Origin of the sequence: Paraburkholderia rhizosphaerae, assembly GCF_004366595.1 — a bacterium.
Classification (GTDB): Bacteria; Pseudomonadota; Gammaproteobacteria; order Burkholderiales; family Burkholderiaceae; genus Paraburkholderia; species Paraburkholderia rhizosphaerae.
In genome coordinates, this window is sequence record NZ_SORE01000043.1 from 1 (window position 1) to 24,912 (window position 24,912).

A 24,912-nucleotide genomic window follows, 5' to 3' on the forward strand; every position below is an offset into this window, starting at 1 on the left:
GGCCCGATTCGCCCAGAATCGACTCGGCATCCTTGTTCTGTACCTGCGCCAGCAACTGGTCGATCAGTTCATCGGGGAACAGCTTCGGCGCTTTCTGGTTCTTGCTCTTCTTTGTCACTGTCGTTTCGGTCATAGGACGTTATTTCCGTTATCGTCTCATGACCTCGACACACTAAAAATCTGACAGGCTCCGCAACTGCTGCGCTTTCCATCTCTGCTCTCCACACACGGCCTTGCGCAACCGCCAACAAGGCCAGCCTTTGCCGTCGTTTAACTCAGGCTCGCCCCCCCCAGTGCGTGCGCACTCGTCATGCGAGGCCGGTTTTAATTTGATGTTCTTGCTATCGGCGACCAGCGGTAAAGGCTTGACTCTCCGTTAACGATCTTCGCTTTCACTTTGCCGCGTCTAGCTTTATGCAGAGCGCGCCGACATCATCAGACAATTAGAGATAGAATGCGCGGTCTCCATGTTGAATCAAAAGCTGGGCATGAAAAAAATAATATTCGCGGATCAGCTGCGCTGTGTCGCCGCGTTATCAGTCGTGTTTGTGCATCTTTTCGGGGGCTATTGGGCATGGCGCGACCTGATCGCAGCCCATATCATGGCCCCGATTCTTAATGGTCCGAACTCGCCGGCTTTAACGCTGGTGAGCACGTTCAATTTCGGACCATTCGGGGTTTCTCTGTTCTTTCTTATCAGCGGATTCGTTATCTCTTTCTCGCTTGAAAAAATGACCGCAGGGCGTTTTCTGCTGGCCCGAGCGTTCAGAATCTACCCCACCTATATCGCATGCCTTGCCATCGGCCTCTGCGCTTCATGGCTGTCATCACGCTACTGGGATGTCCCTTTCACCGTCACGCCGCGGACCATTCTGCTTAATGCGCTTCTCATAAATAATCTGAAAGGCGTTGAGAGTTTCGACCTTGTAAACTGGACGCTCGCGATCGAGCTGAAGTTTTACATTGTGATGGCGGCGCTTGCGGCGCTCGGTATGCATCGCCGGGTAGCCGCTTTTCTCGCTGTTTCAGCGCTAATCGTAGTTTTGACGGTTTTTGAACCACGCGGCCCCGCCGGCGCATTACTGATTCGTGATCTTGCGTTCGTCCCGTACATGCTGATTGGTACGGTTTTCGGTCTGCACATGCGAGGCGCGCTTACAAACAGGCAAGCGTTCGCTTCGATCATGGCGCTTGTTTTGGCGTTTCATAGCATCGCATTCGTTTCGAATTTCCGCAACGCGCCCATGCCGGCGCCGCTTGATATCTACTTGCTGAACATCGCCGTCTTTGCCTTGGCGTATATCGTTCGGGACAAGTTCCGACCCATTCGAATCGTTGATTTTTTCGCCCGCATCAGTTATCCACTTTACGCTGTGCATCCGATACTCGGTTATGTCTTGCTTCGCTTGCTCATGTCGCTTGGGTTTTCGACGATAACCGCGCTTTGCATCACGCTCACGACTGCCGTGTCGATCGCATACGCTGTTCATCGGCTGATAGAGCGGCCCTCTACGAGCCTCGGAAAGTTGCTCTCTTTATCAGGTGCACGTCCTCTGTCTGCGACCTGAGTATTGCTCGTGTGCGCCATCCGCAGCGATATCCCGCGCGAAGTCGTGCCCGCGCGGCGCATTCGGTGGAGATGCGGGTAACGAAACGTGCGGAAGGCTGTTTTTAATCAGGGACACTGTGCGCGCCCGCAGTAACGCCCAAACCGAAGTCCGCAGCACGGGTTCTGTCATCGACGAGCGCCCCAGTGGGCAGCGCCTCGCATTGCCCGAGCAGCCAGCCGCAGCATGCCCAGAACATCAGCGCGGTCGATTGCCACATGAAATCGTCGGTCATGTTTTTGGCCAACATGCCGAGTAGCAGTGCGAGGCCGGCCCGGCAAACGAACGGGCGTGTTGCGGGTTGCGCGAGGAAGCGCCAGGCGATGCTGGCGAACAGCGCGAGTTGTAGCGCGAGGCCAATCACGCCCGTTTGCAGAAGCGTGTTCAGAAGCAGGTTGTGCGCATGCGTCTCCGCGTTTTCGTCGAGTTTGAGCAGCGACGCGGGGATTCGCTTGCCATATGCGATCGAAGGCAGCGGCTTGCCGAAGCCGACGCCAAGCCACGGATGGTAATGCACCTGCCCGATGTAGAACGCCCAGATCTTCGGGCGGGCGTCAGTGGACGTCATGACGTCGAAACGGGTCAGGTGGCGCAGGCGCTCGAAAAGACCGGTGGACGGCGCTGAGCCTGTCGCGAGATTCGCTTCCGCCGACCGCGCGGTGCTGTCCGTCGCGGACTGCCCTTCTCCTTTAGCCAGCATGGTGTTGGCTGACGCGGCAGCGGAATTTGGCACGAACGTCATCAGCCGGACACGATTGCTGAACACGGTCGCGCACGCGACAGCGACCAGCAGCGTGGCGAGCACAACGTAGCCGCGCCGCCGCTCTTGTCTGGTGCCGGGGCGCGGCCAGAGCAAGATCACGGCGACGACTGCCAGCGCGGCCCAGAAAAACCGGTTGAGCGTCGCCGCGCCGATCACCACGCAAAACACAATGCCGACGATGCCGAGCGTCCGGGTTGCGCGTATTGCCGCCATCGCCGCGAACACGGAGATGGCCATCAGCGCGACCGTACTCGTATGGCCGACGCGTGCGTAGAAGTGCAGCAGGCCCGGCTTGGGTGCGGACGGGTCAAGCAAATGAAAATCGATGACGCTCACGACTGCGAGCGCGCCGCATGCGAGCCATGATGCGGCCTGCATCCGGCGCTGATGGACCGCTTCGCGCCCTAGCAGCCAGAACGCGTAGTAACACAACAACGGGTAGGCAATCTCGTCGAGCCACGCGTGTAACGTCACGTGCGGGTCGACGCTCCAGAACGCGGATAGCAGCGCCCACCCCGCCCATAGGCCAAGCGGCACGGATAGCGGGAATCGAAGTTCTTGCGGAGCTGAAACGAGCGACTGAACGACGAGGTAAAGGATGATCGCACCAATCAGGCTGATGCCGACGAATTTGATCGCCGTCATGTGATCGAACATCGTCACGAAAAGCAGAACGGCACAAACGGCGGATAGCATTTCCCCGACCCAGGATTCGAGCCTTAGATTCACGATATTTTCTTCCTTATGCTTTATGCATAAGAACAGATATTACGTGACGCTCAAGTCTCTCGCATGTAGTGCGGTAATTCGTTCCACACCTGAAATTTAGGGCACCATGCAACGACTGTGCAGATACAATTCGTGAGAAAATGTCGGCCTTTTGAAACCGATTTCCACGATTGCCGGGAAACATAGATGGTTGCGCTCGGAGGTGTTGTGTCTGCTTCGACTCGAGCGCCTCAATTGAAAGCCTAGGCAAGCGGTGAACCGCTGTTTCGCGACCGATCAGCACAATGACAACTATTTCCGCGGCCCGCGTCGCCGTTCTTATCCCCTGCTACAACGAAGAAGCGACGATTAATGCCGTCGTGAGCGAATTCGCCATCCAGTTGCCCGACGCGCGCATTTACGTTTTCGACAACAACTCTTCGGACGATACTTTCGCTCGTGCACAACAGGCCGGTGCAACCGTGCGACGTGTAGCGTACCAAGGCAAGGGCAACGTCGTGCGGCGGATGTTCGCGGATGTTGACGCCGACATCTATGTGCTCGTCGACGGCGACGGCACCTATGATGCGACTGACGCGCCCGGGTTCATTGCGCGTCTGATCGATGAAGACCTGGATATGGTCGTCGGCGCCCGCATCTCGAATCAAGAACAAGCGTACCGGCGCGGGCATCGCTTCGGCAACGTAATGCTCACGCAGTTTGCCTCGCGCATCTTCGGCAATTCGTTCTCGGACATGCTGTCCGGCTATCGGATTTTCTCGCAGCGCTTCGTCAAGTCTTTCCCGGCGCACTCGTCGGGCTTCGAAATTGAAACGGAACTGACCGTGCACGCGCTCGAGTTGCGCATGCCGGTGGCCGAGATCGGCACGAATTATCGATCAAGGCCCGAGGGTTCGGCGAGCAAGCTCAACACGTATCGCGATGGCTTACGGATCCTTCTGACCATCCTGCGCCTGTTCAAGGTCGAAAAACCGCTACTCTTCTTTTCGATTGGCTTCGCGGTATGCGCGCTTGCATCGGTGGTGCTCGCGCTGCCGATATTTGCAACCTATGTCGAAACGGGCCTGGTGCCGCGTCTGCCCACCGCGCTACTGTGCGCGGCGCTGATGCTGTTCGGCGCGCTACTGCTGGTCTGCGGGCTAGTGCTCGACACCGTCACGCGGGGTCGTGCCGAAGCGAAGCACTTTGCGTACCTGAGCGTGCTGGCTCCATCAAACGCCATCCGGCAAGATTGAATGAATAGACAGCTTTTGCGCTTTGTCATCGTCGGCACCGCGGGATTTGTCGTCGACGCGTCGGTGCTTTATGTGGCACTTCATTTCGGGGCCGGCTATTACATCGGCCGCGTGCTGTCATTTCTCGCGGCGGTCTGGACTACGTGGCAGCTCAATCGCCGATTTACATTTACTCCCTCGGATAACGACTCGCCGTTGCGCGAAGGCGGCCGCTATCTGCTTGCAATGTGTGGCGGCGGAGTCGTCAACTATGCGGCGTACTGCGCCGTGATCGCAGTATTGCCGAAGCATGCGTTGCTGCCGCTCGTCGCGGTCGGCGCAGGGTCCGTCGCCGGGCTTTCATTTAACTTCCTCGTGGCCCGTCATTGGGTCTATAAACCGTCTCGCTGATCATGGCCATTGCCTCGAAGCCAAAGTTGTTGCATCGCGCCGCTGGTTGGCTCGCCCATGTGCGCGCAGTCGATCTGAATACCGCCGATGCATGGCGGCGAGCGCGCATCGCGGGTCCGCTGCTATTCGGCCTTTACTCGCTATGGCTCGGGCAGGACCGAAACTGGGACCAGCTGAACTATCACCTGTACAACGCGTTTGCGTTGCTGCACGGCAAACTTGGGCTCGATATCGCGCCTGGCGGCATGCAAACGTACTTCAATCCGGTTCTCGACGTCTTTCCGTCGCTGCTTTATGCGCATTTGCCAGCACCGCTCGTCGGCTTCGCGCTCGGCGTGCTGCACGGAATCAGCTTCGTGCTCGTGCTAGAGATCGCGCGCCAGACATTGACCGGCCTGTCACCGAACGAGCGCTACCGAACGCCGCTGTTGCTCGCCGTCGCCGGCTGCCTGACCGCGAATTTTCTCGTCGGCATTGGCAATTCGATGGGCGATGACACGACAGCACTATTCGTGCTCGCAGCCGTCGCGTTGATTTTGAATCGCTGGCAGCAGTTGCGGGTGCTGTCCGCCCGCGGATTCGCATATGCGTTCGCGGCGGGCCTGCTCGCCGGCTGCGCAGCGGGTCTCAAGCTCACTAATGCGGTCTATCCGATTGCAATCTGCGCAGCGTGCTTCACTCTGCCGGGCCGCTTCATCGCGCGGTTGCGGGCGAGCTTCTTCGTTGGGCTTGGCGTGCTGGCGGGAATCGCCGCAACCGGCGGTTACTGGTTCGCGAAGATGTGGGAAGTGTTTCACAACCCGGTATTTCCGCAGTTCAGCAACGTATTCCCGAACGAACTGGTCCGTCCGATGGCAGTCGCCGACATGCGCTGGTTTCCGACCAGTTGGATCGAAACTCTGTTGTGGCCGTTCGTCTTTTCGCTGAATTCGAAAAGGGTGACCGAGCTCCCCGTCCACCAGATCATTTGGGCGCTGCTGTACGCGAGCCTGATTGTCTGGTTGCCAGTTGTACTGCGGCGCGCGCAGCGCGGCCGCAAGACCGGTCAAGCTGCCACCCGCATCGACGCGAAGCGAGCATTCGTACTCGTCTATATCTGCGTCGGTTACGTGGTCTGGCTCAAGATGTTCTGCATCTATCGGTACACGGTGCCGATGGAGATGCTCACGCCGCTCGCGCTGTACATCGTCCTCGACGATCTGCTGCCGAATGCAGCTCACGAGCGCGCGGCCAAGACCGTTGCGCTGACAGGCAAGCGCATCGCAGGCGTTGCGCTTGCCGTCGCCTCACTGGTGGTCGTGCTCGGCGGCGCGCCGACTTTCGGCCACGAACGATGGGCATGGCGCGCATTCCGCGCGGAAACGCCGACACTCAACGAGCCGGAGCGAACGACGATTTTGATTGTCGGCGGTGCATCCGGTTCGGGTTGGCTTGCGACGTTTTATCCACCAAACGTCGCTTTCGCGAAGATCGACAGCAATTTCCCGACCACTCCGCTTTACGACGAAAAAGTCAAATCGTTGATCGAACGGCGCGGCGGCCCCGCGTTTGTTCTCGTTGAGGGTCATGAGAACTGGCGCGCGAGGAATGTCGCAAAGTCAGATGCGATATTGAGGCAATTCGGCTTACTAAATTCGAAGAGCAGTTGCTCAACGGTGCACCGAGTGATCGAGCGACTGCATTTGCACGCGACGGTCGAGGACAATGCCGACGGCAGCTGTCACCTCGGACTACGCGCCGACGACAAGCGCGACATGACGCCGCAAAACATCGCAGAAGCAACGCGGATCGACGATGTTCTGAAGAACCACGGAATGTCGCTACAATCGCTAACCTGCGAGCGTTACGCTACCTACATCGGGAGCGAGCGGGAAATCTACCAGCTTTGCCCGCTCAACACGAACTTCAAACGTTAGCAAGCGCCGGATGCACAGCCGGCGCGAGAGCGTCTCCCGCGAGCGTCCGAGCGCCTGAGCGCGGCGACGCGTCATGCGGTTTGAACTGGCCGATGTCCGCCGCGCCCGCATCCAACCTGAACACCGCCACCGCCTCCCGCAACGCATCCGTCTGCTCCTCAAGCGACCGTGCCGCCGCAGCTGCCTCCTCCACCAGCGTCGCATTATTCTGCGTCACCTGATCGATCTGCGCGATTTCGTGATTCACCTGCTCGATGCGCGCGCGTTGCGCGCCGGCGGCGGACTCGATGTCGCCCATGATGCCGGTCATGCGCTCGACGGCCTGCCGCGCGTCCGACATCGTGCCGCCCGCCTGCGTGACCAGCGACGCACCCAGTTCAACCTGCGCCGCCGACTCACCGAGCAGTTCCTTGATCTCCTTCGCCGCGGTCGCTGAACGTTGCGCGAGCGTACGAACCTCAGCGGCGACCACCGAGAAACCGCGCCCTTCTTCGCCCGCGCGCGCCGCTTCGACGGCCGCATTCAGCGCCAGGATGTTTGTCTGAAACGCGATGCCTTCGATCACGCCAGTGATTTCCGTCACCCTGCGCGACGAACCGGTGATGTCGTTCATCGTGTCGATCACGCGATTCACGACCTCCGCGCCATGGCTTACGGTCTCCAGCGCACCTTGCGCGAGCCGGTTCGCTTCTTTCGCGTTGTCCGCGTTCTGCCTGACCGTCGACGACATTTGCTCGATACTCGCCGCAGTGCGTTCGAGCGCGGCAGCCTGCTGTCCGGTGCGGTTCGACAGATCGAGATTGCCTGCCGCGATTTCGGTGACGCCGTGTGCGATTGCATTGCTGCTGCTTCGGACACCGGCGACCGTGTTCGCGAGCCCGTCACGCATCTGCGCGAGCGCGGCCAACAATTGGCCCATTTCGTTGCGCGACCGGCTGACGACGCCGACCGTCAGATCACCGGCCGCGATACTGCGGAAGTGCGCGATGGTCCGCTCGATCGGGCGCACGAGGGCAATCGACATCGCCACGCGCGCCAGTACGCCGATCACGATCGCCGCAAGCCCCACCGCGCCGAACGCGAAGCCCGAGATCTGGAAGCGACGTGCAGCCGCTTGCGATTCGCGTTGCTGGTTGTCAGCCTGCAGGCGTTGTAGCGCGGCGATTGCCTTTGCATAAGGCGCGTAATAGCGGTCCGCTGTTTCGCCCTGGATCGTGCGGAACGTGTTGAAGTCGTTATCGACGAGCGCCTTGTGCTCGGGCTCGAGCGCGTCGGCAACCAGTGCCGCGCGCGCTTTCGCGGCTTCCTGAACCAGCGCGCGTTCCGCATCGCTGTCGAATGGGCCGTCCGCGTAGGCCTGGAAGTCTTTGTTCGAATCGGCGAGTAGCTTGTGCGCGGCATTGAGCATCTCTTCAGTCGCCTTGCCGACGCTGAAGAGCGTCTCGTAGCTGCCAAGCGCTAGCCGCACCTGCAGCAGCTTCTCCGAACTCGCGTTCAACGACGCGAGCGATACCGAGTCATGCTGTGCATCGCGCAGACCGTCGTTGGCCTCCTTCAGCGCACCATAGCCGACGCCGATTACCGTCAGCAGCAGCGCGACGAATAGCACGATGATGAAGGTCAGTCCCCCGCGGATTGTTATCTGATTAAGCATGAAGTCTCCGGTTCATGATGGCGGATGTGTGTTGGAATCTCCGCGCTCGTCTTAACGGCAACACGGCCGCGATGGCTGATAGGGAGAATCCATGAGGCGCTGCGCGGATGCGCGATAGATCATTTGTATAATCGCGTGTTTCGTGCGCCCACCGACCTTTCCCGTCCCTTTCCATGCTTAGCTTTGCGCTCGGATTTATCGTTTCCCTGCTGATCACGCTGCTGATCGTGCGCTATGCGCATCTGCATGAACGGTTCTCGCTGGACACGGATCTGGATGGCGCACAGAAATTCCATGCGCGGCCGGTGCCGCGTGTCGGCGGATTGGGGATTCTGATCGGTCTGGTTGTATCGGCTGCGGAGTTGCACTACGCGTATCCGGCGGTATCGACGGGCATTCTGTTTCTCGTTGCGTGCGGGCTGCCTGCTTTCGGCGCTGGGCTTGTCGAGGATATGACCAAGCGTGTTTCGCCACTGACGCGCCTGCTCTGCACGATGGCGGCCGCCGCGCTTGCTTACCTTCTTCTCGGTATCGCGGTGACGCGGATCAGCGTGCCGCCGCTTGATTTTCTGCTGACGTATGCGGCGATTTCGTTTGTCGTTACCGTGCTTGCTGTGGCCGCGCTTGCCAATGCGATCAATATCATCGACGGGTTCAACGGGCTCGCGTCGATGGTCGCGATGATGATGTTCGCGTCGCTCGGTTACGTCGCGTTCCAGGTACATGACCCGATCGTGCTGTCCGCGTCGCTGATCATGATGGGCGCGGTGCTGGGCTTCTTTATCTGGAACTTCCCGGCGGGGTTGATCTTTTTAGGCGACGGCGGCGCGTATTTCATCGGGTTTATGCTTGCCGAGCTATCGATCATGCTGGTAATGCGTAATCGCGATGTGTCAGCGTGGTATCCGGTGCTGCTGTTTATGTATCCGATCTTCGAGACGTGCTTTTCGATCTACCGGAAGAAGTTTATTCGCGGGATTTCGCCCGGGATTCCGGATGGCGTGCATCTGCATATGCTGGTGTACAAGCGGTTGATGCGCTGGGCGGTGGGGGTGAAGACTGCGCGTGAATTGACGCAGAGGAATTCGCTGACGTCGCCGTATTTGTGGTTGCTTTGCCTGATTGCGGTGATTCCGGCGACGCTGTTCTGGCGGCACACGGTGCATCTGTTCTGCTTTGTGGTCGTGTTTGCGGCGACTTATGTTTGGCTGTATGTGAGTATTGTGCGGTTTAAGTCGCCGCGGTGGATGGTGGTGCGCAAGGGGCGGCGGTCCTAGCTGCCGCCGCTGTCACGCTGCGCGCGCATAAAACCTTGCCAGCGCCTGTCGATGGTCCAACCGACGAGCGCCAGCACGCCATACCAGACTGCGACCATCACCCATTGAAGCACTTCCGGCAAATTCAACGCCATCAGTGCGATCGATGATCCGACCAGCATCAGCCAGTAATAGAGCAGCGCGACCTGCACATGCGTGCCGTTCAAGCGAACGAGCCGTTGATAGTAGTGTTCGCGGTGCGCCTCCCAGACCTTCTCTCCGCGCGCTAGACGGCGTAGCAATGTGACGGTCGAATCGGCGATAAACGGCGCGAAAGCCAGCGCGGGAAACCATATCGGCCATGCGCCATGCTGCCAACCCCAGAAGCCGAGCGCGCCCGAGAAGAACCCAAGCGGGACTGAACCGACATCACCCAGAAAAATCCTCGCCGGCTTGAAGTTGAGTATCAGAAACCCGAACGCCGCACCTGCGATCACCGCCGCGGCAAGCGCCAGTTGCGGTTGCGCCGGCACGGCAGCCACCGCGTAGGTTCCAAAGCCGAACACGGCCATCCCTCCCGCGAGGCCGTTCGAACCGTCCATAAAGTTGAACAGGTTGACGAGCCAGACGATTGCGATGACCGCGGCCGCCGCGAGCCACCAACTGATGTCTACTGACGCAAGTGCAACTGCCGCAGCCGCCACCAGGATATGTGCGGCGAAGCGCACGCGCGCCGGCAGTCCGCGTCGGTCATCAATCAGCGAGACGACGCCCAGCAACACGGCGCCGGCAGCGAACGCACGCAATGCGGGGGCTTCGAATGCGATCAGCAGCAATGAAGCGGGCAATACGCCCCAGCCTCCGATGCGCGGCACCGGCCGTGTATGCAAAGAACGCTGGTTCGGTATATCGATCGCGATCTTCCAGGCCCAACCAGTGCGAAGCAGCGCAACGAGAATGCCGAAACTAAGCAACGCAGCCAACGCGGCGATTGCGATCAATGCGAATGGGGAGGCTGTATGCATGTCAGCGCGACTCTCTAAACGCGCGGACCGTTTCCGCAAGCCCTTGTGATACGGACCGAGGCGGCGTCCAGCCCAATTCGCGCGGCAGACGCGTGCAATCGAGCCGCAGCGAGCTTGTGAGACGCTGGACTTGTGGCCCCTTGCCCGCTGCCTTTCCGGCCGCGCGCAGCCACGCAACAGGGACCGGCCACAGCCGTGCCGGACGCTGCAGTTCGCCAGCGATCGCGCGGATCATGCCGGCGACGGTCAGATCGTCGAGATCGCTGACATGGAAGACTCCGCCGACCGGACCCGTGTGCGTTGCGAGCGTACGAATTGCGTCGGCGAGATTGCCTACGTAGACCATGCTGCGCCGTGCATCGACCGCACCGAGCGGCAACGGCACACCGCGTTCGACTGCTTTGATCAAGCCAAGGAAGTTCGCACGCACGCCCGGGCCGTAGACGAGCGGTGGCCTGACGATCGCGATCTCGACGCCATTCGCGCGGCCAAATTCAGTCAGCGCGGTCTCGGCTTCGAACTTTGAAATGCCATAAGGATCGACCGGAACGGGTGGATCATCTTCACGCCATGGGCGGCCTGGCTCCACTTCGCCTAGCGCCTTCACGCTGCTGACGAAGACGATGCGGCGTGCGCCCGCGCGGTGCGCTGCGCGTGCTGCGTTCATCGTTCCGTCGACATTGGTTGCGCGGTATGCGGCGAGCGGATCGGTCGAGTCGTCGGTCATCATATGCACGCGCGCGGCGAGATGGATCAGTGCATCGCATGGTCCGAGCGCCGGCTCGCCGGCCGCGAGGCTCGCGAAGTTGTCGTCGGCGACCACCACTTCACGCACGCGCGAATCGCATGCGCCGGCATGCCGCACCAGCGCGGTTACGTCGTGGCCCGTGTCGCACAACAGCGTACAGAGCGCGCGGCCGACGAAGCCGTTTGCTCCCGTTACTGCGATCCGCATTCACGATCCCTTTGCATGCGTTGCATTTGCGCACCCTTGCGTGATGCGCCCTCACCCGACCACAGAACGATAGACATTGGCCGTCTGCTCGACGGTCGACTCCCATGTGAGTTCGGCCGCACGACGCAGACCCTTCGCGATCAAATCGTTACGCAACGGCTCATCGTTGAGCAGCCTTTCGAGACCGGCTGCGATCTCATCGATCGAGTACGGGTCGACTTCGAGCGCGGCGCCCTGCACCACTTCCGGAATCGACGTGACGTTCGACGTCAGTACCGGCACGCCGCTCGCGAGCGCCTCCGCAACCGGCAACCCGAAGCCTTCGAAGAGCGACGGATAGCCAAAGACAACCGCGGACGCATAGAGCTTCAACAGTGTCGCACGCGACACGTAACCCGGCACAACCAGTTGACCAGCCTGCATGAGCGGCTCGATATCGCGCATCAGCGCGGTATTCATCCAGCCGTCCGCGCCGATTAGCACGAGCGGAAAGGCCTGCCGCAAATCCGCGGGCAGCCGTGCGAACGCCTCGACCAGACGGCGCAGATTCTTGCGCGGTTGCAGCGTGCACACCGACAGCACGAAGCCCCGATAGCGCAGACCGAGATCGGCAAGCGCGGACGCGCACTCTTCCTCTGAATAAGGACGGAACGATGGTTCGACACCGAGGTGGATCGTCACGACTTTTTCGTCGGGCAGGCCGTAGATCTCGTGGATATCCCGCTTTGTGTAGTAGCTGTCCGCGATGACTTTGTTCGCTTGTTTAAGCGTTCGCGGTAAGCCATCGTCGAGATAGTTGACTGCGACACGCGGATGGAATTCCGGAAAGCGGCGATGCGATAAGTCGTGAATCGTGACGACGTTCGGGCCTTTGTAGCGCGACGCGATGAAGTTCGTCTCGTGGTACAGGTAGCCGCGCTCTTCGAAGTGCTTACGCGCTTGCGCGGACTTGATGCTACGGACGATGGTCCGAGACTTGTAGATGCCGGGTACGTAGCGCGCGGCTCGTAGCGCGGATGCGGTCCAGCCTTCGCTGAATTGCGCGGCTTTTCCGAGCGCGGCTTCGTCGTTCATCAAAGTATCGAGGCTTTCTCTTTGATAGACGGTTGAGCCGACCCAGCCTGCGATGTCTTCGACGTCGGGCTGCGTGAGTAGACCTTCGAGTAGATGCTGTGTGTAATAGCCAATGCCGCTTCTGGGCGGCCGCAGTGAATTCAGATCGTAAAGCAGTTTCATTGGATAGCGTGTCGAGCCGATGTGGGGGGCAGGCCAATGGGCGGCGGGCGGCGCATTCGTGGAATGCGCCCGCGCTGCGATATTGGATTTCTAGTATGTGGGACTGGAAAGCGCGGGGCCCTGTATCAGCCTCGCATCGCTTGCCGCACCGGCTGAACCGTTTGCAATGCGGGCGGCGCGACCGGTTGATATTCGGGCACCCAACGCCGCAGATCGCGTCGCACCTCGTCATCCTGCAGCACGCGGTTTTGCATCAGCCACGGCAGCAATTCGTCGAGCAGGTTGTTTGACGCTTCACGCGCGCGAGCGATGCGCAGCTTCGGGTGAGGCGTGCGTACAGTTGCTTCGTCGTCGGCTAGCAGTTCTTCGTAAAGTTTTTCGCCGGGGCGCAAACCAGTGAAGACGATTTGCACCTGCTCTTCGTTGAAGCCATACAGGCGGATCAGATCGCGGGCGAGATCGACGATTTTTACAGGCTGGCCCATGTCGAGCACGAAGATCTCACCTCCCCGGCCCATGCTCGATGCCTGCAACACCAGTTGCGAGGCCTCGGGGATCGTCATGAAGAAACGTGTGATCTCGGGATGCGTGACGGTCACGGGGCCGCCCTTCGCGATCTGCTGCTGGAACTTTGGGATCACGCTGCCGGCGCTGCCCAGCACGTTGCCGAAGCGAACTGTTTCGAGCTTCGTGCGCGTGGTGGTTTGCTGAAGCGCCTGGCAAGCCATTTCGGCGAGCCGCTTGCTCGCCCCCATCACGTTGGTAGGATTGACCGCCTTGTCGGTGGAGATCAGTACAAAGTGCTTGACGTCGTGGCGGATCGCTGCCCGCGCAACACGGTAGGTGCCGAGGACGTTGTTGCGGACCGCTTGCCATGCATTCTGTTCTTCCATCAGCGGCACGTGCTTGTAGGCCGCTGCGTGGAAGAGGATGTGCGGGGTGTGGCGTGAGATGACTTCGTCGAGCAGAAGTGAATCTTTTGCGTCGCCGATGACTGGGATCAGCGGCACGCCGGGGAAGCGATCGCGCAGTTCCTCGGTCAGTTGATAGGTTGCGAATTCGGAGATGTCGTACGCAATCAGTTGTGCCGGGTCGAAGCGTAGGATCTGACGGCAGAGTTCGGAGCCGATCGAGCCGCCCGCGCCGGTGACCATCACGACGCGGTTGCGCAACAGCGCTTCGACGTGAGGAGTGTCGATGCGCACAGGTTCGCGGCCGAGCAGGTCTTCGAGGTCAATCTGGCGGATACGCGACAGGACGCCCTGGCCTTGTGAGACGGCGGTCAGCGCGGGCAACACCATGGCTTTGACGCCTGCACGCACACAGAGCGTAGCGGCGCGGCGCTGCGCCTCCACCGATGCAGACGGGATTGCAATGATCGCGAATTCAGTCTTCAGTTCAGCGGCTATGCGCGGTAAGTCGCCGATGCTGCCCAAGACCTTATAGCCATAGATTTCGCGGCCGTGCTTGGCGGGCTCGTCGTCGAGCAAGCCGACGAGGCGCCATTCGGCCGATCGGGACAGTTCACGCGCGAGACTTGCACCGGCATGCCCGGCGCCTAGCACGATGACGGGTTTGCCTTGGGCGACCAGTCCACCATAGCGGCGGAACTCCTTCGACGTGCGGTAGAGCGCGCGTGAACCGCCCATGATCAGGAAGAGCAGCAAAGGCGATACGAGCAACACCGAGCGCGGGATGATAGGCGAAGGTTGCAGCATCACTGCGCCGATCATGACGACCAACGCACCGACGCCAACCGCCTTCGATATGCGTATCAGGTCGGGCAAGCTCGCAAACACCCACATGCCGCGATACAGCCCGAAGATGCGGAACATGATTGCGTAGGTGATGACGACGCCGGACAGCGCATGCATGCCGCCCATGCGAAAGTCGTACGGCACTTCGCCGTTGAAGCGAAGCAGATACGCCGCGATCCACGCAAGCGCGACTGCACACGTATCGAAGCCAAACGCGCATAGAGATAGCCACGACGACCTGAATCGAAACATATCCCGGGGTACCTTCTGAGTTTATGGATTTATATGGTTAATCTGATTCCGCATGCCGCTCTCCCGGCATTTGATGACCCGACTGCCGGCGAACGTCGCTAGTCGCGTTGCGGAAAGTAAACTGAGCCACAAACAGCAAGCATTATGCCAATGGCTGTACCCGATGGGCAAACAAACGTGTCACAGACTGTGCGTCTTTGCAGGTAAGGCAAGGTGACCGTGGCAAAGATACCGCGAGTGTGCTTCGTTGACGACCAGGACAAGCAGCAAATGTTGCAAAAAGCGTAACCAGTTGTACTTGTTTTGGCGACTTCAATAGCGAAATCCGCTAGAATCGTCGCTTGCCTGACCGTTTTGGCGCCAATTTTCTGAATAAATTCATGAACATCATTCCCGTGATCATTTGCGGAGGCGCCGGTACGCGCCTATGGCCGGTTTCGCGAGAAACGTTTCCGAAGCCGCTGCTCAAATTGGCTGATGGGCAAAGCCTTCTGCAGAAAACCTTTGTTCGTGCGGCGGATGTTGCGACGATTAAAGAGTTGCTAATCGTCACGAACCGGGACACCTACTTCCTGACGAAAGACGAATGCGTCTGCGTCGAATCCGACGTTGCGCGCGTCGACTATGTGCTCGAACCGGTCGCGCGCAACACGGCGGCGGCAATCGGCGTTGCGGCGGCCGTCGTGCGTGAACGGCATGGACCGGACGCGGTGATGCTCGTCATGCCGGCCGATCAGCTTATCGACAATCAGGCCGCATTTCGTGAAGCAGTCCTGCAGGCCGCGCAAGGCGCGCAGGAAGGCCGCATCGTGACGTTCGGCATACGCCCGACTGCCCCGGAAACGGGTTATGGGTATATCGAATTCGACTCGAAGACGTTGCCGCAGACGCCAAACGTGCATCAAGTGGTCCGCTTCGTGGAGAAGCCCGAACTCAGCGTCGCCCAGGAGCTCGTCGCCGGCGGCCATCACGTGTGGAATGCGGGCATGTTCTGCTTCACCGCGGAAACGATTCTCACGGAACTCGAAATGCATGCGCCGTCGGTTGCAGAGCCCGTGCTGGCCGCAGTGCTGGAGGCCAAGCGTAGCGTGTCCGACGACGGCACGACAATTGAACTCGATGCCGCACAATTCCAGAAGGCGGAGAACATCTCGATTGATTACGCGGTGATGGAACGTTCCGACAATGTCGCCGTGGTGCCTTGCGAACTTGGCTGGAGCGATATCGGCTCCTGGCTCGCGATCAGCGAGCTGACAGCGCCGGACGAGCGCGGCAATCGCGTGCACGGTGAAGCTGAACTTTATGACGTCGACAACTGCTTTGTGCGAAGCGACGAGCGCTTTATCGGCATGGTGGGCGTGAGCGATGTGATCGTTGTCGATACGGCAGATGCGTTGCTGATCGCAGCGCGTGATCGCGCACAAGACGTCAAGCAGATTGTTGCAAAGCTCAAGCGGGACAATCACGATGCCTACCGGCTACATCGTACGGTGCACCGTCCGTGGGGAACGTATACCGTGCTTGAAGAGGGCGAGCGCTTCAAGATGAAGCGCATTGTCGTTAAGCCGGGCGCGTCGTTGTCGTTACAGATGCATCATCATCGCAGCGAACATTGGATTGTCGTGCGCGGATGCGCGGATATCGTGAACGGCGACCAGCTCATTTCTTTGCAGCCGAATGAATCGACGTACATTCCGGCGGGGCATAAGCATCGTTTGATCAACCCCGGCGTGGTTGACCTCGTGTTGATCGAAGTGCAATGCGGGGAATATCTGGGCGAAGACGATATTGTTCGCTTTGAGGATGTGTACGGGCGGGCGCCGGCTTGACGCGTAACCAGAAAGCGTACTGCAACCGTTGTCTCGAGACGTGGGGCGCGGGGGGCGCGTCAGGCGCCGCCTGAGCGGCAACAAAATCAGAAGATCCTGGCCATGCGCGTACTCCATTTTTTTAAGACGTATAAGCCCGACTCAATGGGAGGCGTCGAGGAACTGATCGGTCAGATCTGTTCCGGCGCTGCAAAGCGCGGCGTAGCGAGCGACGTTTTGACGGTCAGCAAGGACACGTCCACAGTCGATTTCGGCGATCACGTGCATTACCGCGCGAAGCTGGACTTCGAGGTCGCGTCATCGGCATTTTCGATCGCGGCGTTCCGCAAGTTCGCGGATCTGGCACAGCGCGCAGACCTTATCCACTATCACTTTCCTTGGCCGTTCGCCGACATCGTTCACTTTGCGACGCGCGTACGCAAGCCGACGGTCGTTACGTACCACTCCGATATTGTCCGACAGAAGACATTACTGCAGATCTACAAACCGTTGCGTGACCGATTCCTTGCGGACGTCAACACGATAGTCGCAACGTCGCCCAACTATCTGGCCACGAGCGACGTACTGCAGCGGTTTCGAGACAAGGTCGAGGTGATTCCGATCGGCCTCGATCGGAGTTTGTATCCTGACGCGACTGAAGCGCGATTGCGGTACTGGCGGGAGCGCGTGGGCGAAAAGTTCTTCTTGTTCGTCGGCAATTTGCGGTATTACAAGGGACTGCACATCCTACTCGATGCTGTGCGGGGGATGGACTGCAAGGTTGTGATCGTCGGCGCTGGAGCGGTTGAGAGTGAGTTGAAGGCACAGGCGGCGCGGTTGCGCCTGGGAAATGTCGACTTTGTCGGACCCGTTGGTGATGAGGATAAGGTGGCGTTGCTGACGCTATGTCATGCACTCACGTTTCCGTCGCATTTGAGGTCTGAAGCGTTTGGGATTTCGCTGCTCGAAGGGGCAATGTTTGGGAAACCGTTGATTACGGCGGAGATTGGGACTGGGACATCGTATGTGAATGTGGATGGGGAGACGGGGTTGGTGGTGCAGGCGGATGATCGGGAAGAATTGATACGGGCGATGCAGACGCTCTGGGACGAAGCGCTATTGGCCAAGCGCTTCGGGGAGAATGCGCGGCGGCGGTTTGAGACGCTTTTTACAGCGGAGCGGATGGTGGAAGGCTACACCGAATTGTATCGTCGGTTAGCCACAAAAATTTAATAACCCACTGCTCCTCCAGAATCGCTCACTTTGGTCCTATCGCTCACTTCCCCGCGAAACGGGATGTGATAACTTCGGCGACGCGATATCAGCGTAGATAATCTGAGCACCTTGGTTACCCCGTTACCCCGACACCGAGCACCACAACACTCGTACAGATGACCAAAATCGCTGACCAACGACCGACTACCGAGAAATTTGAGTTCATCGAAGGTACGCGCGGCTTCGCGGCAATCCAAGTCGTCTTATTGCACTATTGCAGCGTTTTCTTCCCCTGCTTTGCTCGCATAGGGAACGCTACCCATCACTCCTGGGAGCGGTCCCTGACAAGTACTCCACTGTTTTTTCTCATTGACGGATACACGGCTGTCTTTGTTTTCTTTCTTATGAGTGGCTTTGTCCTCGCGCCGTCGTACATGAATAGCAAGCTCAGCGTTCCGCGCCAGATCACGAAGCGTTTCCTTCGGCTGCAGTTCCCGATCTTTTGTGCGCTTGTGCTGGCAATAATATTGATCTCCGCGTTTCCATTGCAAAAGGTAGAGCTAGGCTCGTTAACCGAATCCGCATGGGCAGCAGGCCTTCTGCATAGCACCATGACGATACCATCTCTATTGAAGGAATTGCTCGCCAGCTCAATGCTCTTTGGCTATCAAGGAACATCAATCTTCTCTTCAATCAGTGGGTTGATTCCGAGGCTAGCGCTGTCACCAATCACAGTTTCATTAGATCCACCACTTTGGACGATACACACCGAGTTCTGGGGGTCGATACTCACACTGCTGTTAATTGTTCTTTTGCGTAAACTTCCGCGGCGAATATACTGGCTTGCATTCGCCGTATCTTTTCTGGTACTTGGGTTAAGCTATTATTCCTTATTTTTGTTGGGTATATGTGCGTATATTCTCCGGGATACCGCACTTCTTGCCCCGCGGATCATGGCACGATTTTATGGTATCGTGCTGCTCGCAATCGGAATACTTCTTTCATCCATGACCCCTGATCATTGGTTCGATCAGTTAGCTCGAGTGAACGCTCTCCATCTTAAAGATAGCTTTCAGTTACGGACTGAACTGGCGGCCGTATTTCTGTTTGGTGGCGTGCTGATTCAACCTGATATTCGCAGCGCCCTTGCGCTACGTTTTCCCCGTTGGTTAGGAAAAATCTCCTTCAGCCTTTATCTGATTCATTTTCCAATTCTCTTTACCATTTCGGGTGTGATTTTTAAAGCATGTTTGACCTACGTCTCATATGACGTGGCTGCCGCATTCACCGCAATCTCAGGCATTGCCCTCACATTGACAATCGCGGTGTACTTTCAACGATATATTGATGCTCAAACCGTGAACTTCGCCCGATTCGTGACTGCGAAATCGCACTTGTTTTTGATCGATACAGTCAAACATAATCTAGCTGATGAATTCGATAAGCGGATTCGGTAATCGCTTCGTGCTGGCTTCCTAAATTCAAGTCAAAACCACCGCGCCCTCAAAATCTAAATAAAACCCCCTGGTAAGCTCCAGGTGATTTGTGGTAGACATCTTGGGACACGAAATACTCCGCGCTGCGTGCACCCAAGCTGAGACCCATACGCTTCATTCCGTCAATGCTGAAACTAGTAATATGAACATCATTGTCCGCGAATACGTCAGCCGCATGCTTTTCCTCTAATTTATCCGCCCCCCAAAGAAACTGCCACTGATATCGCTCAACGAACGGAACGCTCAGATATATTGCCCCGTCACGATTCAAATGGCGACGCATCAATGAAAATAAGTCACGCGGATTGTCCAAATGCTCAAAGACTTGAATTGCCGCAATAAGATCATAGCTTTTTTCATGGTTATCGTCGAACAGACCCAAGCGACTATCTACATTTAGATGTTCGACTGCAAAACGATGACAATGCGGATTAACCTCGAAGCCCGTCGCTTCCAGTCCAAAATCATTGCAAGCCTTGAGAAACAAACCGGTGCCATGACCAATCTCCAAGACAGACTTAATACCAGGCACCAAAGTCAGAAGTTCGAGCGTTAATTGACCCAGTATCGCGTAATGATTCTCCCTGTGCGAAAACAGAAATTCGAAATCACTTAGCTGCTGGTTATCATCTTCGACGTAGCCAGTCCGATGGAAAAAGCTTCGGCAGTCCATACAGAAACGTTGAGGATATGACTGCCGCGTCCGCCTTCCGACAACGTCCTGCACGTGCAGTGTATAAAGAGAATCGCAAGCCGGACAACGTACCTGAGTTTTCATGGGGACCCCGAAAGCGTTTTGTCAACGACCTGCGATCCTAACACCCTCGTACTGAGTTATCTAAACAGATTCCCTCTAACGGTAGCGCTCCCTTCCGCGCCGACGCGAATCGATTTTGCCTCCGAGTCTGCTCAGCTAGCGCCGCGTAGCATCCATGCCGCGGCAGCACCACCGACGCCACATTGCGAGCCGCGTCGACTCTTCGCCTTCCAATGGTCCAAGTTATGCAGCGTTATCCTTGGTCGGCTGAGCCCCTAATCCAGTCCCGAAGGAACCGCTCTAGTCGGTGTAGCCGTCCGCTCCGCGCATCGCTTCGTTCTCAAGGTTGTCCGCTTCCCTGTTTCAACGTTTACCACTCCCGCCCGGATGACGAGTGCGGGAGCTTTTTCAACAGCCTGCTAGAAGGCGAAACTTCAGGGGAAGCTCATTACTTCTACAGCAGAAGTTGCCAGTTTCGCTGTGCCGATTTGCGTGTCAGGAAATACGTCCCGATCGAATAGCCAAGTGCGTCGAATATTCGTTGATGTCTTTGGTATATACGAACGGCGTCCCGCGGAACGATCAAGCGGCGCCACAGACCTGGACGCCCCTGCCAGCCATGTCGGTTCGGCGTCGCGCGCATTTTCTCGATACTGAGATGTTCCAGGAAAGGACTCAGTTCTCGGGGATCCCCGCCTAACGCGGCAACCTGGGCGCCAAGCACGCTTTCGGGGCTTGCCACCGCATCCTCGTATCTGAGACGTAAAGCCGCAGGATCCTGCCACCATTGGTACGTGATCGAGAGCAAGTTTTCCGCACCCATACTCAGCGCATATTCAACGAACTCGGGTGAAGAAGGACTTACGCCTATCAGCGCGCCTGGCAAATTCGTGTTCCCCTCTAACCACCTTGCTGTTCCAGGCTCGTACCTGATGTAATGCAGCGCAGAAATGAGAACATCGAGAGGATGTCTAGCGACTGTCATTACAGTGAATTGATTTTCGCGAAGCCACAATTGGAAATTCGGCTCGCGATACCAGTGAATCTGAAGAAAACATCTCATTGGTAGAGGAGAGGGTGCGTCAAGATAGTTGTGAACCGCCACCTCCTGCATACGAAGCGTGCCTGCAATCGTTGACCGGATCCAGGAATTCCCGCTCCTTGGTGAACTCACGACGGCAATGCGCGACACCTGGTTCGTTGACCGCTCTGAACGGTCATTAGGGGGAGTATCTTGAGAACTTTGTTGATTCATGGTCGGCAATCACGCCGCCCGCGACGCCCTAAATTTGAGCGACAGCGTGGCCTGAAAAGTTAATGTGCGGCTTCTTCCAAACGTCCTAAAAGTGAAAAAAGCAACGATTGATTCTACTCACACGGGACGCCTATCACCATTATCACACATAATACGAATGGCCCTCCAAACTTGTGTGACAAAAATGATAGGCAAGAACGGGCCCTTTATCCGTGCGTCACAGCGGACTCTTCAGCTGAACAAAAAATGAGTTCGATGTCGGGATTCATGTATGAGACCGCCGTAGAGACATTGCTAACCACGTGCAGTAATACATTGCAGCGCGACATCGTCATTGCATCTCTTATGACTTCCCAAGCCATTCGAACATCCCAACTATCTGGATTTGCCGCCACCAGGTGCTGAACCTGAAAGCCTTCATCGCGCCGCCGATCACCCTCGATCTTGTCGTAGCGCGCGTCTTCAGCCTCCGTCGTTCGACGGACATCGGTATAGCACACCAGTTTCCCCCCAAACTCGTTTCTGAACCGCGCGACCACGCGATCCTGGTCGGTCGCCAAAAACACAGCCCACTCAGGTGAGGCCTCGTCGATTCCACGGGCGCTCAACTCCTGCCTGACCTTCTCAACATATGCCTGCACATGTGCAATCTTTGCATCCGGTTGCTCCAATGCATGACTCGGATGTTTGACATGCGCGGCAATTACAAATTTGCCCGCAAAGTGCCTTGCGCAGAATTCGTCCACTTCGTTCCGATATTCGTCACGCAGGTGTACGTGGTCGGTGAACGCCTTGTGGTACTGCCGACGAATTCCAGCAAACTGCCCGCTCTTATACAGCTTATAGGCATGAACGTAGGTCAGCTGCGGCTCCCGGTCCTGATTGAAAAGAACACGTGGCGCAGTTCCTTTGCGATAAAGAAGCTCTGCGTCATCCATGTCCAGTTCGGTTAGCCCGTACAGGGGCTTAAAGAGCCGCGACCAGACATTTCCCTCACCGGGACGCCCATAGCAAAAGCTAACAAATTTGCTCGTTCCCTCGCGCTCAATCATCCGATCGACATTCCAGTCGGGAAGCACTAAATGTCGCCGCTTATCCCGTTGATCCCAGACCAGGTGACTCATGAATACGTTGAAAACGGAGAAGAACCCACCGTCATGCGCTTGCACGACAGTCCGATCCACTCCCGACAAGGACGCACAACGGTATCCGACAACGTCCTCTACAATTGCGGGCAGGCCGGTAGGCAACCGCGTAAAGCGTGAGCCACGCTCTCTCGGACGAAACGATCTCAGGTTTGTATTGATCAATTCACCGTAATTCGATTCGAGCCGCGTAAAGCAAAACTCGGCTGCCAGTTCTCGTCGTGTGCGCATCGTAGGCTCGCTTCGGCCAGATGACACATATTGAAATGCGTCGGTCAACGCCTTCTCAACATCAACAATGTCAGCAGCATACTGTCGGCCTGCGATCAGATTATCAATCTCCGGGTATCGCGCCGGCATCGCAATCGTCGCCGGTATGACGAAGACTCCGTCGGCCGGATGCAAATCATTGTGACCGCCGACATTCGTCACAACCAGCACCTTACCCAGCGCGAGCGCCTCGCGTGGCCCGATTGAATAGCCTTCACCCCGTGAGCAATTTACAAAGACGTCGCAACGTTCGATCAACGCATTTTTTTCCGCGTCGCTCAGAGGTTCACAACTGATGACGATGTTACTGACGCCACGACTGCCGATCAGTGCCTTCACTCGCTCAAGGCTTTCGCCGATGGCAAGATTTGAGTGGACAGTCAGTTCCACGTCTGTACGCGAGCCAAACGCCTTAATAAAACCTTCGACTAGTGATTCAACGCCTTTGCGTGCGTGAAAGGCAGCGATCGAGCAAAACTTTACCTTACCCGCGGCCGGAGGTCTGTAAGTCCGACTTAATAACCCTTCAATATCCAAAGCGAGAGGTAGCGTTCCAACACTTATCTCAACGCCTGATTTCCGAGCGACGCTTTCCAAATGTCGACTCATAAAAAGGACAACATCGAAACGCTCGTTGAGAATCTTGACCCACTGCGGAGGCAACTCATCGGAATCGTAAGCGACGTGTGCGATACTTAGTGCGTCCTCGGGAACAAGGGAATAGTTGAAGTCGTAGGCCCCGTTCCATAGGACATCGGTATAAAACACTACCTTTACCCGCGATAAGTCCGTGCAGACCGTAACCAGAGTGCCATTTGGCAAAGTAATGCTTCGTTCGGTTCGAAGATGTCGCTCTGTCGGAAAAACGGAGATCGAATAGTAGCGACTTAACAATTCGCAGGCGGCGTAAGTGGCCGCGCCAATTCCTGTACCAAACGTACACCGCCCGATGATGCAAATCGAACCTGAATCAGATGCCAAAGCGTGCTCCATAGAAACTAGGACTGTCGACGAATTGCGAGCTTGATGCTACGAAGCGGCTTTGTTACGCGCCATGATGTACTGGAGAGCATTGCCGCCACCGCACTTCTCGCCTCGACCAACGTGACCTGCTCCAGCTCCTCGATGCGAAGCTGGAGACGCACCTTTTCCTGACTCAACCATGCCGCATATCTGGATGACTCAAACAGTTCCTGATAGCACGCGTCGCGTTCCCGCTCGAGAGTTGAAGCATGCTTTTCACAAGCGTCAAGTTTCGTGCGCAACTCCTCGATTTCCTGATGAACGAGACCGCTCTCAACTGCTGGGTAAGGTTTCGACTTCTCATCGATAGTTGGCGTTTCCTTCTTGTACGCTGTGAGCCAACCATTGTTGGCGAGCACTTTCTCTGCTTGCTCGCGACCGGCCTTTTCCATGAGCCATCCCCGGCGCAATTCCTCCACCTCCCGCTCTAGCTCTGTCACTCGTCGCGTAGCCTTCGCCTCGGGAGCACGAACAAATCCATCAAACCAATTTGGTGGCACCGCAAAGGCTGGCGCGAGCTCGTCGTTTTTCTCTTCGGAGAGATAGAATCGATTGAGTCCGTCAAAGTACACAAATTTGTATGCCGCATCCAGCAGAAGACCCTCCCACTCCTCGTGGGAAGGCACCGTCGAGTTCGGCTCCGTGGCCTCTACCACGATGATCCAAGGCCGGAATTTGCTGAAGTCCGCGCTGGCCAGGACCTCACGCTCATTTCCCTCAACATCGACTTTCAGGAAATGAATTTGCCTGTCACCTACGTACTTCTCACAAATATCACGCAACGGGATAACTGTTACGGTAACCTGGCTGACATCCCAGTTTGCATCTTTGTATGTCTCAGCCAGCCGTCTTACGCCAGTGGAAATACCGTTGCCGCCATCAACTGCAAAATACCGCGCGGCCGTCTCTCTATTCTCAACCGCAACATTGAGATTGATATCCTCCGGTCGGGCCTCGGTAAGGCGTCCAAATGGGCCTGCCATCGGCTCGATATTTATTCCGCGCCAACCTCGTTCATAGAAAGCTGCGGTCACCGAATCTGCAGTTGGCTCAGCAGCGCCAACGTCTATGTAGAACCCACGCTCGACCTTGGCGAGCGCACGTCGAAGCATCACGTCTTCGAAATTCTGCGCGTACGAAACAAAATTCATCTGTTAGACAACCGTAG

The 24,912-nt window shown here is 57.4% G+C and carries 18 protein-coding genes and 1 pseudogene; 8 read left to right on the forward strand and 11 right to left on the reverse strand.

Annotated features, from left to right (window positions below; genetic code table 11):
- Nucleotides 1-133 (reverse strand): annotated as a pseudogene (locus tag BX592_RS34730) (IS256 family transposase); the annotation flags it as partial.
- A gap of 334 nt (nt 134-467) precedes the next feature.
- Here BX592_RS34730 and BX592_RS32110 point away from each other — a divergent pair.
- Nucleotides 468-1,568: an acyltransferase family protein gene (locus BX592_RS32110; RefSeq protein ID WP_134197295.1), complete on the forward strand. Its 1,101-nt coding sequence runs from the start codon at nt 468-470 to the stop codon at nt 1,566-1,568.
- Nucleotides 1,569-1,671: 103 nt separating this feature from the next.
- Here BX592_RS32110 and BX592_RS32115 read toward each other — a convergent pair whose 3' ends face one another.
- Nucleotides 1,672-3,015: an O-antigen ligase family protein gene (locus BX592_RS32115; protein ID WP_166676521.1), complete on the reverse strand. Its 1,344-nt coding sequence runs from the start codon at nt 3,013-3,015 to the stop codon at nt 1,672-1,674.
- Nucleotides 3,016-3,383: 368 nt separating this feature from the next.
- Between BX592_RS32115 and BX592_RS32120 the strand changes: the two genes are divergently transcribed.
- Genes BX592_RS32120 through BX592_RS32130 form a run of 3 tightly spaced genes read left to right on the forward strand, consistent with a single transcriptional unit; the run spans nt 3,384 to nt 6,640 of the window.
- Nucleotides 3,384-4,334, forward strand: coding sequence for a glycosyltransferase (locus tag BX592_RS32120; protein WP_134197297.1), 951 nt, complete (start codon nt 3,384-3,386; stop codon nt 4,332-4,334).
- A complete protein-coding gene (locus BX592_RS32125; protein WP_134197298.1) occupies nt 4,335-4,724 on the forward strand; it encodes a GtrA family protein in 390 nt (129 codons plus the stop codon).
- Nucleotides 4,725-4,726: 2 nt separating this feature from the next.
- Nucleotides 4,727-6,640 carry a hypothetical protein gene (locus tag BX592_RS32130; protein WP_134197299.1) on the forward strand — a complete coding sequence of 638 codons (1,914 nt, stop codon included), beginning with the start codon at nt 4,727-4,729 and terminating at the stop codon, nt 6,638-6,640.
- On the opposite strand, the gene BX592_RS32135 is transcribed toward BX592_RS32130, so the two are convergent.
- Entirely contained in the window at nt 6,630-8,294 is a 1,665-nt protein-coding gene (locus tag BX592_RS32135; protein ID WP_134197300.1) for a methyl-accepting chemotaxis protein, read from the reverse strand. The two genes, BX592_RS32130 and BX592_RS32135, sit on opposite strands and share 11 nt — an antisense overlap.
- A gap of 173 nt (nt 8,295-8,467) precedes the next feature.
- On the opposite strand from BX592_RS32135, the gene BX592_RS32140 reads away from it, so the two are divergent.
- Complete coding sequence (locus tag BX592_RS32140) at nt 8,468-9,571, forward strand: MraY family glycosyltransferase (protein ID WP_134197301.1); 1,104 nt, start codon at nt 8,468-8,470, stop codon at nt 9,569-9,571.
- On the opposite strand, the gene BX592_RS32145 is transcribed toward BX592_RS32140, so the two are convergent.
- The 4 genes from BX592_RS32145 to BX592_RS32160 all read right to left on the reverse strand — a co-directional run bounded on the left by BX592_RS32145 (nt 9,568) and on the right by BX592_RS32160 (nt 14,775).
- Nucleotides 9,568-10,575, reverse strand: coding sequence for an MraY family glycosyltransferase (locus BX592_RS32145; RefSeq protein ID WP_134197302.1), 1,008 nt, complete (start codon nt 10,573-10,575; stop codon nt 9,568-9,570). The two genes, BX592_RS32140 and BX592_RS32145, sit on opposite strands and share 4 nt — an antisense overlap.
- Before the next feature lies 1 nt (nt 10,576).
- Nucleotides 10,577-11,530 (reverse strand): NAD-dependent epimerase/dehydratase family protein, encoded by a 954-nt coding sequence (locus tag BX592_RS32150; protein WP_134197303.1) that lies wholly within the window; start codon nt 11,528-11,530, stop codon nt 10,577-10,579.
- A gap of 51 nt (nt 11,531-11,581) precedes the next feature.
- The gene (locus BX592_RS32155) at nt 11,582-12,766 is read right to left on the reverse strand and encodes a glycosyltransferase family 4 protein (RefSeq protein ID WP_134197304.1); all 1,185 of its coding nucleotides are present in this window, start codon (nt 12,764-12,766) and stop codon (nt 11,582-11,584) included.
- Between the two features lie 125 nt (nt 12,767-12,891).
- Nucleotides 12,892-14,775: a polysaccharide biosynthesis protein gene (locus BX592_RS32160; protein WP_134197305.1), complete on the reverse strand. Its 1,884-nt coding sequence runs from the start codon at nt 14,773-14,775 to the stop codon at nt 12,892-12,894.
- Between the two features lie 380 nt (nt 14,776-15,155).
- On the opposite strand from BX592_RS32160, the gene BX592_RS32165 reads away from it, so the two are divergent.
- The 3 genes from BX592_RS32165 (at nt 15,156) to BX592_RS32175 (ending at nt 19,255) form a co-directional block, all read left to right on the forward strand.
- Complete coding sequence (locus BX592_RS32165) at nt 15,156-16,604, forward strand: mannose-1-phosphate guanylyltransferase/mannose-6-phosphate isomerase (protein WP_134197306.1); 1,449 nt, start codon at nt 15,156-15,158, stop codon at nt 16,602-16,604.
- 144 nt (nt 16,605-16,748) lie between these two features.
- The gene (locus tag BX592_RS32170; RefSeq protein ID WP_341804913.1) at nt 16,749-17,816 is read left to right on the forward strand and encodes a glycosyltransferase family 4 protein; all 1,068 of its coding nucleotides are present in this window, start codon (nt 16,749-16,751) and stop codon (nt 17,814-17,816) included.
- A gap of 158 nt (nt 17,817-17,974) precedes the next feature.
- The gene (locus BX592_RS32175) at nt 17,975-19,255 is read left to right on the forward strand and encodes an acyltransferase family protein (RefSeq protein WP_134197308.1); all 1,281 of its coding nucleotides are present in this window, start codon (nt 17,975-17,977) and stop codon (nt 19,253-19,255) included.
- 46 nt (nt 19,256-19,301) lie between these two features.
- On the opposite strand, the gene BX592_RS32180 is transcribed toward BX592_RS32175, so the two are convergent.
- From BX592_RS32180 to BX592_RS32195, 4 genes are all read right to left on the reverse strand, one after another.
- Nucleotides 19,302-20,072 (reverse strand): class I SAM-dependent methyltransferase, encoded by a 771-nt coding sequence (locus BX592_RS32180; RefSeq protein WP_134197309.1) that lies wholly within the window; start codon nt 20,070-20,072, stop codon nt 19,302-19,304.
- 433 nt (nt 20,073-20,505) lie between these two features.
- Nucleotides 20,506-21,306, reverse strand: coding sequence for a sulfotransferase family protein (locus BX592_RS32185; protein ID WP_134197310.1), 801 nt, complete (start codon nt 21,304-21,306; stop codon nt 20,506-20,508).
- Nucleotides 21,307-21,512: 206 nt separating this feature from the next.
- Nucleotides 21,513-23,702 carry a glycosyltransferase gene (locus tag BX592_RS32190; protein ID WP_243849819.1) on the reverse strand — a complete coding sequence of 730 codons (2,190 nt, stop codon included), beginning with the start codon at nt 23,700-23,702 and terminating at the stop codon, nt 21,513-21,515.
- Between the two features lie 17 nt (nt 23,703-23,719).
- The gene (locus tag BX592_RS32195) at nt 23,720-24,895 is read right to left on the reverse strand and encodes an FkbM family methyltransferase (RefSeq protein WP_134197312.1); all 1,176 of its coding nucleotides are present in this window, start codon (nt 24,893-24,895) and stop codon (nt 23,720-23,722) included.
- Nucleotides 24,896-24,912: the final 17 nt, after the last annotated feature.